General features: G+C 51.4%; 6 protein-coding genes. 4 read left to right on the top strand and 2 right to left on the bottom strand.

The window, feature by feature from the left end:
- Positions 1 to 253: 253 nt before the first annotated feature.
- From DG046_RS04050 to DG046_RS04035, 4 genes are all read left to right on the top strand, one after another.
- Complete coding sequence (locus tag DG046_RS04050; RefSeq protein WP_159082051.1) at positions 254 to 6511, top strand: S-layer homology domain-containing protein; 6258 nt, start codon at positions 254 to 256, stop codon at positions 6509 to 6511.
- A gap of 81 nt (positions 6512 to 6592) precedes the next feature.
- Positions 6593 to 7174: a GNAT family N-acetyltransferase gene (locus DG046_RS04045; protein ID WP_108831275.1), complete on the top strand. Its 582-nt coding sequence runs from the start codon at positions 6593 to 6595 to the stop codon at positions 7172 to 7174.
- On the top strand, positions 7164 to 8150 hold the full coding sequence (locus tag DG046_RS04040; RefSeq protein ID WP_159082050.1) for a DnaD domain-containing protein: 987 nt from the start codon (positions 7164 to 7166) through the stop codon (positions 8148 to 8150). The genes DG046_RS04045 and DG046_RS04040 overlap by 11 nt, the downstream gene beginning before the upstream one ends.
- Positions 8151 to 9128, top strand: a complete 978-nt coding sequence (locus DG046_RS04035; RefSeq protein ID WP_108831273.1) for an ATP-binding protein — start codon at positions 8151 to 8153, stop codon at positions 9126 to 9128. It begins immediately after the preceding gene.
- 905 nt (positions 9129 to 10033) lie between these two features.
- Here the strand turns inward: DG046_RS04035 and DG046_RS04030 are convergent.
- Both DG046_RS04030 and DG046_RS04025 read right to left on the bottom strand, forming a co-directional pair.
- A complete protein-coding gene (locus DG046_RS04030) occupies positions 10034 to 11389 on the bottom strand; it encodes a CAP and S-layer homology domain-containing protein (protein ID WP_108831272.1) in 1356 nt (451 codons plus the stop codon).
- Positions 11390 to 11502: 113 nt separating this feature from the next.
- Complete coding sequence (locus DG046_RS04025; RefSeq protein WP_108831271.1) at positions 11503 to 12333, bottom strand: copper amine oxidase N-terminal domain-containing protein; 831 nt, start codon at positions 12331 to 12333, stop codon at positions 11503 to 11505.
- Positions 12334 to 12588: the final 255 nt, after the last annotated feature.

The following is a 12588-nucleotide window of genomic DNA, read 5'->3' as shown; positions in this document are numbered from 1 at the left end:
AAATATAACATTGGGACTCACTTACCAACAAATCGCTTCTACTAAGTTTAAATCTGAATGGCATACAGATGTGGTTGAAGCAGATAGACCGGGTATGAAGGCTAATTTTGCCTTTGACGATAAAGGAGATGGCGTATCCCCGGTCAGTGTAGAACTGCCAAAGAACGACAAAGATACTAAAATCATAAGAGACTGGTACAATGAGTTTGATCCTGATCTTGTAATATCATATTATCTGGAAAAAACTCCGGATGTGACAATTGATGACACTACGGACGGTTTAACTTTTGAAGAAAAAAATGGAGTTAAAACTGTTAAGTCAGGTGACCACAAGTTCAAATACGACTTCAATTACGACGTCATTAATGGCGGGAAGCTCACCATGACGGAGATCATCCCCGTGACTTTCAATGCCAATGGCGGGAAGTTTGCTAACTTCACTGCTCCCGATACGGAGAAAAAGATCGTCAAGGAAGTGGAATACGGCAATGACTTGACGGACAAAGCGGAAGACCCGACGAAGGATCGTGAAACTTTTAAGGGCTGGGCGACATCTAAAAATGGAACTCCACTTTCTAAAGAAGATTTTGAAAAAGTCACAAAAAACATCAAAGAGGCCAAGACCTTCTATGCCATTTGGGACAACAACGAAATCAAGGCGGAAGAACTGACAGTTCATGAATCCTTCAAAGATGGCACGGGCTATGTCAACGCCTTTATTCCTTCCCTAGACACCTTAAAGGGACAGGTGAAGATCAAGGATGCAAAGGGCGTCCCGCAACCTTTGACGAATGATGACAAACTTCAAATTTTAGACGACAGCGGCAATCCCATTGCTGACACCGATTTAAAAGACAAGCTGTACGAAAAGCTGAAAGAAGACGATGGGACAGAAGTCTCCCGCAAGGTCACCTTAAAGGCGAAGGTCACCCACGCAAACGGCACGAGCCAAACCGTGGACATTCCCATCAAGGTCATCAAAAACATCTATGAAGCCAAGACCAAAGAAGGCAAACCGACCTACGTTCCCGACGATTATGTAAAAGTCACGGTCGATCCCACGACGAAGGCGGAAAAGCCGCAAAAATACTTTTACTATGTGAATCCCGATGCCAAAGTCGTGATCCCCGGGGAAGACCCTGTAGGAACGGGAAATAACCAATTTACCAAATGGTTAATCAAGGGAACGAAGACGGAATACAAACTTTCCGAGCACCCGAGATATCAATTTAGTGGCGAAACCACCATCGAAGCCCAATACGTTTCCGATGTGATTCCGCAAAAGGGTGATACAAAACCCGAAGGCGTGCCGGATAATTTCGTGGAAGTAAAATTCGTCCCCACGGACAAGGCAACGGATGAAACAAAAGCGGAAAAGATCTTCTGGGTCAATCCGGAAAAAGAAGTCACTATTCCCGTGGCCAATCCCGTAGGGAAAACCTACTACACCTTTAATGAATGGAAGATCGGTGACGTAAACACAGGCGAAACCTACAAAGTGGGAACGCCGAAGCAGTTTAAATCTACCACCACCATCACCGCCACCTACACGGAAGCGAAAAACATCATTCCTTACGATCCGAGCGTTCCCGATCCCATGGTTCGCCCCGAGGGCTATGTCAGGGTCACCTTTGCGGCGGAAAAGGGCTTAAAGCTCACGGAACAAAAAGCCTATTATGTCAAGAAAAATGCAGGCATCATACTTGGAGATAAAGACCTTGTAAAACCGGCATACAAAGAAGAAACCGGCTACAAGTTCGACAAGTGGGACCAGGAGGACACATTAAAGATCGAAACAACGGACATTGTCGTTACGGCCAAGGCGACGAAGCTGGATAATGTGATTCCGGAAAAAGATGATAAGGGAAAACCGAACGAGAAACCCAAAGGCTACAAGGAAGTCACCTTTGTAATAAAAGATGGCGACGAAGCCAAGGGCTCCATTGATGGCGTGGCCAAGTTCTACGTCAACCCCACGGAATATGTCACCATCAATCCGCCGGCGACCACGGCCAACACCGGTTTTAAATTCGGCGCATGGGATAAAGATGCGACGATTCCCACGGTTTACGACAAAGACGCAACCATCACCGGCTCCTTTAACGGACTGAAAGACATCATTCCAAAGACGAAAGAAGACGATTCTGAAAAGCCCGAGGGCTATGTCAAGGTTACTTTTGAACTTGAAAAGTTAGATGGCAAAGAAGTCGGAGAGTTTGCGCCCGATGCAACCACGGTATACTATGTTAATCCGAACAAAGATGTCTACCCTCTTTCGCCGACGCCCATTACCAAGACAGGTTATAAATTTAAGGGCTGGACGCCGCAGGTAGTGTTCAAGAAGTATTCCAAGGACACAACCTTTAAAGGCAGTTTCGAAAAGCTTCCCGATATTATTCCCGGTGGTCCGGAGATTCCTATCCCCAAGGGCTATGTCACCGTCACTTTCCTAAAGGGCGAAAACGGAAAAGACATCACAGGCCAAACGGTCTACTACGTCAACCCAAAGGCCGTACCGACGAAAAAATTAGGTGATGAATCAATCGTAAAACCGACGGTAACTCCGGAAATCGGATATACCTTTGTTAAATGGTCTATCGGCGATAAGACGCTCATTGAGAATAACCTGCGGCCGGTGGCGGAGTATAAGGAACTCCCTGACGTCATTCCCAAGGATAACCCGACAGGTGGAGAAAATGATAAGCCCGAAGGCTATATTACCGTCACCTTTGTAAAAGGCGAGCACGGAAAAGAATTAACGGGCCAAGCCGTTTACTACGTCAATCCCAACAAAGCAGTTGTTTTGAAGGATAAAGCCCCCACAGCTGTTCCAAACGCCGGCTACAAATTTGGTCGATGGGATGTATCCATCGATCAAGCCATTCAATACAAAGACGGCGCTGAAATCACGGCCCTTTACAATGATCCCGGCAATATTTCCACGACGGAAGTCGAAGGCTATGTAAAGGTTGAATTCAAAGAAGGTGATCACGGCAGCTTAGAAGGAACGACCAATTATTGGATCAAGCCTGGTGTGGAAGTGAATATCCCCGCGCCTACGGTGAAACCTAATGTCGGCTATAAGTTCGACAAATGGGACAAGGGTTTAACCGTAAAGCTTGAGGCCAAGGATTCACCTTATGAAATTACAGCAGGATATACAGACCGAGGAAATATCATCCCTCAAAAGAATACCGACGGAAGCGATAGGCCCGAGGGCTATCACACGGTCACCTTTAAATCGGATGCCAACGGATCCTTATCGGGAGATACGGTTGTCTATGTCAAACCGAACACAGAGATCGATCTGACACACACGGCCGATGCCATTACCAAGAAAGCCAATGTCGGTTACACGGCAGAGGGCGGTACGTGGAGCCCTGTAATAGCAAAGCAAAAGTATGAGGCAGATGCTGAATATACCTTTACTTTCAAGGCGTTGAATGACGTCATTGAAAAAACAGGCGAAGACACGAAGAAACCCGACGGCTACGTCACCGTGAAGGTCGTGCCCACGGACAAAGCGACGGACAAGACGGAGAAGACCTACTACGTCAATCCGACCAAAGAAGTGACCATTCCCTTCGCCAAGCCCACGGGCAAAAATGTTGCCGTCGATGAAAGCAATCCGAAAGCGTTTAAGTGGATCTTCACCAAGTGGACATCCAATGAAACTCCATTTAGAACATGGACGGATGACATCAAAGCCAAGTTTACAGACGACACAACCATCGTCACCGCCAACTACGAAAAGAGCATTACCGATCAAGGGACGGTAATTGCAGATGAGATCACCGTTCACGAATCCTTTAAAGACGGAAGCGGAAATTGGGTCAATAACTTTATTGACACGGAAGCGACCGAAACCATCTTAAAAGGAGCCCTTAAGGTAAATGGCGGTGCCTTGCCGAATGAGGCGACGGTTCAATTCCTCGACGATGAAGGAAATCCGCTTGCAGGCGACGCACTCAAAGCGGCTCTTTACGACAAGTTGAAAGAAAAAGATGACGGCAACAATCCGTCTCGAGTAGAAAAACTCAAGGCGAAAGTCATCTTTAAAAACGGCGAAGTGCAAGAAGTAGAGATCCCCATTAAAGTCATCAAAAACATTTACGAAGCCAAGACCAATGGGGACAAGCCGAACTACGTTCCCGATGGCTATGTAAAAGTCACCGTCGAACCCACGACGAAAGCGAAAGAACCGCAAAAGTACACGTACTATGTGAATCCCGAAGCGAAAGTGCTGATTCCTGGGAAAGATCCCACGGGCACCGGGGACAACAAGTTCGTGAAGTGGACGAGTTTAGTTGATGGCTCTGCCGAAGGAACGAAACCAAGCGACTTTGATTTAGCGGAAAGACATCAATTTGAAAAGGCGACCACCATCACGGCCCAATACGTTTCCGATGTCATTCCGCAAGAGGGAACGACGAAACCCGATACAGTTCCGGAAGGCTTCGTTGAAGTAAAATTTGTTCCCACAGACAAGGCGACGGATGAAACCAAAGCGGACAAGATCTTCTGGATCAATCCGGATAAGGCAGTCACCATTTCCGTGAAGGATCCCGTAGGGAAACAATACTTCACCTTTAAGGAATGGAAGATCGGCGATGCAGTTTACAAACCCGGTGAAGCGAAGAAATTTACTGAAAAGCTCACCATCATCACCGCCACCTACACGGAAGCGAAAAACATCATTCCCTACGATCCCAATGAGCCCATTACCAAGCCTGACGGCTATGTAAGGGTCACCTTTGCGGCGGATCCGGGCTTAAAACTCACGGAACAAAAAGCCTACTACGTCAAGAAAAATGCAGGCATCAAGCTTGGAAACGATGAACTTAAGAAACCGGGCTATGAAGAGCAAACCGGCTACAAGTTCGACAAGTGGGATAAGGAAGATTCTCTTGTCATCGAAGCAACGGACATCGTCGTCACGGCCAAGGCGACGGAGCTGGATCCGGTCATCCCGGAAAAAGACGATAAGGGAAATCCGAATAAAAAACCCGATGGCTATATCACCGTTAAATTCTCTACGGAGAAGGATGGTAAGATAAAAGGCACTGGCGAGACGGAAAAAATCGTCTATGTTAATCCGGACAGGGCCGTCGTGTTGAAAGGCCATGATCCGGAAGTAACACCGAATACCGGGTTCACTTTTGCCGATTGGAATACGTCGATTCAGAGCGAAATCAAGTATCATGACAACGACGTGATTAGGGCGAAATACAATGCAATCGGCGATGTAATTCCCCAAGAAGACCCCAACGGCAGCGACAAGCCGGAAGGTTATTTAACTGTCACATTCAACAAGGGTGATCATGGCGAATTAAGCGGCAGGACCGTTTACTATGTCAAGCCCAACAAAGAAGTGACCGTCCCGGCTCCTACTGTAACGCCGGCAACGGGTTATGTATTTAAAAAATGGGACAAGGCGCTAACGCAAACATTTGCTGAAGACACGACCATTACAGCGCAGTATGGCGCCAAACCTGCCGACCCGCGGCCCACGGCGGATTACGTCTTTACGGAACAAGGTGTTCAGCCCAAACCGCAAGATTATAAAAATGCCATTACGCCGCCGGCAGGCAAGCGGATCAAGGATGTCGAAATAGTAGATCGACCCAATGTCGATAAACCGGGCAAGACCTCGGCGACGATCAAGGTGATCTACGAAGACAACACCACGGATCAAATCAACGTGCCGGTCTTCGTACAAAAGAAGGACACCCCCACCCCCGATCTGCGGCCTTATCCCGTTCCCGGCGATTGCAACAACGCTTGTGAGCAACCGAATCAACCGAATGTACCGAATCAACCGAATCAACCGAATGTCGGTAAGGATGCGTTGAACACGACGGATCACTACCAATACCTCATCGGTTATCCGGACGGCAATTTCGCCCCCAACAAGGGCATGACCCGTGCGGAAGCGGCCACGATGTTTACCCGCCTCTTGAACGAGCGTCCCATAAAATGGCGCCACTACAACGCGGGCCTCTCGGACATTCGCCCCGGCGACTGGTACGCAAACACCGTGGGCTATGCAGTGCAACGAGGCATTGTCAGCGGCTATCCCGACGGCAGCTTCAAGCCCAACAAGCCCATTACCCGCGCGGAATTTGCCGCCATCGCTTCGCGATTCGACGCATTGGCTCAAGGAAACGCCATTTCCTTCAGCGACCTGGCGCCGAGCCACTGGGGCTATAACGCCATTCGCTCTGCGGCCACCAAGGGATGGATTTCGGGTTATCCGGACAACACCTTCCGCCCCGAACAAGCCATTACCCGCGCAGAAGTCACGGCCATTACCAACCGCATGTTGAATCGCCACGCCGATCTCTATTGGATCGACGCCCACCCGAGTGAAGTGATTCGCTTCGGCGATGTGAAGCGCAGCGATTGGTACTTTGAACCGATTATGGAAGCCACCATGGGCCACGATTTCATTCGCGACCGCGACAAGAAGACGGAACACTGGACGGGCATTAACGGTAAGAGCTTTATCTAAAGCTCATCCTCGGCCCATCTGAAAAAAGTAAAAAATCCCCCTCGCCCCTTATGGTACAATCATAGGAGGAGGGGGGGTTTTTTGCGCGATAAAAAAGCCATGGACGTGGCGCCTTTAAGGGAAGAACACGTCCGCGATTTTTTAAACTGGACCGATTACGACGACCCGCTCTTTAGTATGTATAATTTTATGGAAGACGAGGACACCGTGGGGGATTGGTACCGCTGGAAGACGAAAGGCCACCGGGATCAGTACTTCGCCATTGTGGAGGCGGGCCGCGCCGTGGGCTACATGGGCCTGAAAAACATTTCCCTCATTACCCGCACCGCCGAGGTGGGCATTATTCTGGACCGGGCCGTGGTCGATCGGGGCCTGGGCCGGGCGGCCATGCATTGGCTCTTGGATTACGGTTTTTACACTTTGGGGCTGGAGCGGATTCTTCTGGAGGTGCTTCCCTGGAACGGGCGGGCCATTCATCTCTACGAGTCTTTGGGCTTTGAGCGAATCGGCAGGGTCTTTCGGCGCGTGGATCTCCCTCAAGGGGCCGCGTATGAAGCGGCCTTCGCCCCGTATAGAAAGCACATGCGCCTGGCGCGGCAGTTTTGTGCCGTGTCCGTGCATCAAATGGAAATCACGAAAGGCAGGTGGCGGCGTGGAATTTAAATTGAATCCGCCGAAATTGGATTTAGGGGATACGCCCATTGAAAATATTTTTTTAAACGATTACATGCCCCAGGCCGACGGGGATTTCGTGAAGGTGTATTTGGCCGGGCTGCAACTGGCGACAAACGGCGGCGAGGGCGACCACAAATCCATGGCCGATCGCCTGAATCTTTTGGAAAGTGACGTGAAGCGGGCTTGGGATTATTGGGAATCGGAAGGCATCGTGGAGAAGATCTACGAAGGGGAAAGCTACGGCATTCGCTTTTTGCGCCTAAAGGAGCTCTATACGAAAGAGGTGTACAGCCCCGAGGCTACGAAGAGCGATTTCGTGCGTCGGCTGGAGGATACGGAGATCGCTAATCTCTTTTCCAAGGTGGAATACTACATGCGCAAGCAGGTGCCCTATCAGCAAAAGCTGGACATCGCCGCCTGGCGCGAGGTCTACAACATGACGCCGGAGATGATTTTGGAGGCTTTTCGCTACGGCACCGAGGAGAAAAACAAGCGCTCCGTCCCCTACATCGAGGGGATTGTCAGAAATTGGGCCGACGCCAATGTGCGTACCCCCGAGGCTTTGGCGGAAAATTTTCGCACCCACGACGCGGCCTATTACCGCTACCGCCACCTCTTGCAGCTCATGGGCCTTTCCGACAAGCCCTACATTCGCGCCGAGTCCGATGCCGTGGCGTCTTACGCCGAGGAAATGGACTTCGCCCTGTTGGAAGAGGCGGCGCGGCGCACCGGGGGCATCGGAAAGCCCAATTGGCGGTATTTTGAAAGCATTCTCGCCGCGTGGAAGGCGAAGGGCATCAAGAAGCCCGAGGATCTTTCCAAGGATCAAAAGCCCAAGGTGCTCCGCGGGCAACGGGTGCAGCCCATGGCGGGATCGGCCACGGCCAAGTACAGCGCCGACGCCTTGGAAAAAATGGCGCAACGAAAGCGCCGTCAATTTATAGACGGGAAAGGAAAGAAATAGATGGCATCCATCTTCGATAAAATTCGGGCGGATTACGACGTCCTCAGGCGAGAAAACGAACAGACCCTCCGCGAGCGCCGGGAAGAAGCCTACGCCATGGCCCCGGGGCTTGAGGCGGTGGAAGAAAACATCCGCGCCCTGGGCTTTGAAGCGGCCAAGGCCACCCTTTTAAGCGGCGACGCCGACCTGGCCGATGCCGCCGTGAAGGAACTCGAAACCTATGAAGCCATGGCCCGCGCCATGCTCGTGGAAGCGGGACTTCCGGCGGATTATCTGGATCCCATTTACCGCTGCAGCCGCTGCAAGGACAAGGGCTATTTGGAAAACGGCGAGCGCTGCAGCTGCATGAAGCAGCGGATCACCGCCTATCTGCATCGCTCCAGCCACATCGAGCGGCAGATCGAAAAAAACAACTTCGGCAACTTCCGCCTGGACATCTACTCCGATCTGCCCTTTGCCGACGAGGGCATCTCCCCGCGGCAGAATATGGAAGAGATCCTGGCCGTGGCGGAAAACTTCATCGCCACCTTCGGCGAGGCCAACGACATGAATCTGCTTCTCTACGGCCCCACGGGCCTGGGCAAGACCTTCCTTTCCCACGCCATCGCCGCCGAGCTCATGGCGGCGGGAAAATCCGTGGTCTACGAAACGGCCTTCGGTCTGGTGCGCATCTTCGAAGAAAAAACCTTTAACCGCGACGCAAGCGACGAAGTGAAAATGGCCTACGACAGTTTGTTTTCCGCAGACCTCTTGATCATCGACGATTTGGGCACCGAGCTCACCAACTCCTTCACCAACTCCCAGCTCTTTAACATCGTCAACAGCCGCATGATCGACGGCAAAAAAATGATCATCAGCACCAACCTGAGCCCGAGAGAACTTTCCGCCGTCTACGGCGACAGAATCTTCAGCCGCATCTTCCATAAATTCGTGCCCATGGCGTTTTTTGGGAAAGACTTGCGTTGGGAAGCTGAATAAAGCCACTTGCGAGTCGCTTTATTCAGCGAGAGGTGCGGGAGGATGGTGTCCTACTTTTTTCTTTTTCTTCGCGCACATTTTTTTCTTTGCGGTCAAAGAGGCACACGGATTATGATTCGCGATTCCTCTTTTCTTAACTCACAATTCCATTCTTTAATGGCCTTTAAACCCGGGGGCGGGGAAAAGGGCGTTGCGATTTCATGACCTATCCCGACGAGTGAAGCGAGTCGTCGGAAGGTCAGATGCAGTCTTACACCGTTTCGGGGAGGCGTAGCCTTCACGAAACGGATGTATAGTTGTACGCCCTTATCCCGCAGGGCGGTGGTGCCTATTTTCAAAATGCGAAGTGAACGTAAATGGATTCAAGTTACTTTTTTCGCTTAAAAATTGATTCTTACATGGCTCTGAAACCCGGGGAAGGGGCTAGGGCGTTGCGATTCGCCCTCTGCCCCTTCCCCGGGGCCCCATCCCCATCCACCCACAAACGCCTTCTAGCAGTGCAAATGCCTGACGGCATTTGATTTGTATTGGGCTTCTTCGCTTAGGTTAGGTTGTCCGTTTCGGCGAAGATGCTTTTTTGCTAATAAGAATTTTTTGCCCAATTTACATTCTTCTTTCCGCGACACGGCCCAACAGGAATCGAAGCCCGACAGGGCTTCGCACATATAGAAAGCGTTAGGGATAAAGGGTAGGGGTCCGGGGGAGGGATAAGGGCGAATCGCAACGCCCTTTTTCCCTCCCCCGGATTGATCTGATGAACATAAGCTACGAGAAGAAAAAATAAATGCTTTTTCCTCTGCGTCGCGCTTAAGAGAAAGAACAAAGTCCCGAGAGGCCCGCGTGGTGAGTGTCCATCCCCAAGCAATAAAAAAGAGAAGTTGTTTTTACACAACTTCTCTTTTTTCTTACTCTCCTTTGAAGTGGGTGCTTCCCACGATAAAGAATTTGTACGATCCGTTATTTTTTCTCGGGGCCGCTTTGGCTTCGACGTAGAAGTATTTATAATCCGGATCCATCATGTTTTCGCGATGGCCCTCGGAATTCCACCACATGTCATAAAAGGTTTGCGCCAGTTTCGCACCGTCGGCTATGATGGGAAAGTCGTATTGATCCATGGGTTGCGTGCTGTTCTTGCTCCTATAGAGCAGGTTTTCACCGCCGAAGTACAGACCCATGTAACGGAAGGCCGTGTCCCACCTGCTGCCGTCTAGGCGCACGTGGCTTTGGCCATTGACATTGATGGAGCCGTGGGCGGCGAGCTCATTGCAACGCGCGGCGGCGCCTCGGGCAAATTCATCGGACCACTCCAGAGGCGCGCGGCCCAATTTGGCTCGATCCTCATTGATCAGGCGGATAAATTCGCTTTTAAAGGCTTCGCGGTCGTAACCGGTGCCGGCATTAAAGGCATCGATCAAACGATCCATGTTTTCCGCTGTCTTTTTGTTCTCCGGTTTCGGCGTGGGCTTGTATTTCCAAGGCTCGGGCGCCGGCAACTGTTTCCCGGGCAGGGGCACAGGGGTGTTTATATCGGGCGCCGGCACGGACGGCCTTCTTTCGGGGGCCGGAGCGGGGGTGTTTCTTTCGGGCAGCGGAGCGGGGCTTCGTTTTTCCGGCGCGGGGCTCGGCGCAGGCGCGGGATTCGGCACAGGCGCAGGCGCGGGATTCGGCGTTTTCTTCACGGCAAAGCCATTGAAGAGCATGACGAAGACATCGCCGCGGGTGGCCGGGGCGTTGGGGCTTAAGTTTTCAAGGCCCGCCCACGGGCCCGCGATGCCCACTTCTTCAGCCCATTGAATCCAGCTGTCGGGCCAGGTGGCTTTGGCCGCCCTTGCCTTCGTGAGCCGTTTGTCTTTAACGGACACGAGAATTTTCATCATTTCGGCGTTGGTGATGTTCTTTTCCGGGCGGAAAGTGCCGTCCGGGTAGCCTTCAATGGGCACCACCCCGTTTTTATTTCGAATCGCCTTGGTTACGGCGATGTAGCCGTTGGCCCAGTGGGTCAGGGGCACATCGGGATAAATCAGCATCCGCCGATTGGTCAGGTGCTCGACCTTTCCCACCCGCACCAAAAGAGCCGCCGCTTCCGATCGCTTAATGGGCTTCTCCAGGCCCAGGGAACCGTCGGGGTAGCCGTTGACAATGCCCAAATCTTTCATGACGGCGATCTTTTCGTCTCGGCTCTCGGCAAAGGCTTCCCCTGCGGGAAGCAGCAGGCCCAGGGACAAGAGAAGGGCAGTGAATAGTTTCAATCTTCGTTTCATGGAAACCTCCGAAATTTTGGAATAGTGACTTTCCTTTGTTTTATCTCATGCGCGCAAATTCGCCGCATGATTGGGAAAGTACATACGATTCTTCCGAGAAGAAAATCTTTTTATTATCGAATTTTTTTATATTCGAAGCTAACAGAGGCACCTTTTTCTTTGGCCGTGCATCCGCCCTTGTAAAAGCGCATGATGCCTTCGCCTAAATCGGCGGTACCCGTTTTCGGATTGTACACGATCCCAAAGGGATTGGCTAAGAGCCGATAACCTTCGGGACTGTCGTCCAACATGGCGGCAGCGACGGCGTGGGTGAGACCGTCTTTTTTGTACTCAACAACGGCAAGCAAGATGTCTTCATCGCCTTTTCTTTCATACAAGCCGGCGATCTCTTTGGCGGAAGGCGCCTTCGCTTTGGCCGGCTTTTTCGCGGGCGCGGGCTTTGGCGCTTCAGCTTTTCGCAGCTTCGCAAATTCTTCGGCCTTGTAGAGGCTCTTGTCGCCGATGATGACGACGCGGTTCGCGGCGTCCCAATTCACGGCGGTGCCGAAGCTTTCGCCGATGAAGCGCACGGGAACGAAGGTGCGATTCTTCGTAATCTTCGCTGCCGCCTCCAGGGCCACCTCCTTGCTTTCGCCGGCGGCGTCGTAAACCAGGGCCTTGTTGCTGCCGATGGTAAGCTCGATTTTCACCGCGGCGGCGTCGGCCTTGGCATTTGTAATGGTGACGCGGCGGGCGCCTGCATCCCACGTGACGTTATAGCCCAGGCTTTCGCCGATAAAGCGTACGGGCACCAAGGTGCGGTTATTTTCGATAAAACAAGGTGCGTCCGTTTCCAACTTCTTGCCGTCCACGGCTAAGTACAAATCCCCTTGGGCGAACGACACACTGCCCAGGCCCAACGCCAGTACCAGCGCCAACAACGACACGATCAAAGACTTCTTCATGATATACCTCCTTAAATATTGTATTACGATTATTATATCGAGTTTTCGTAACAAACAAAAGAGAAAATGAAGTTTTCTTCAGACTGCAGACAAACTCCGAACAAAACTCGGGGTTTGTCTCTTTTTTGTGTATTTTTTCCATAAATCAGCAAAAGAAGGGCCGTCGCCTCCTCCGTCCCGCTCTTTTCGATCCATCATTAGTGCCAGTTTTTTCATGTTCATGCATGCAAAGGTCAGCACCGCTTTCAGGTCCAT

It is taken from the genome of Aedoeadaptatus coli, assembly GCF_900343085.1.
Lineage (GTDB): Bacteria > Bacillota > Clostridia > Tissierellales > Peptoniphilaceae > Aedoeadaptatus > Aedoeadaptatus coli.
This window is presented reverse-complemented; position numbering and strand designations above follow the sequence as displayed.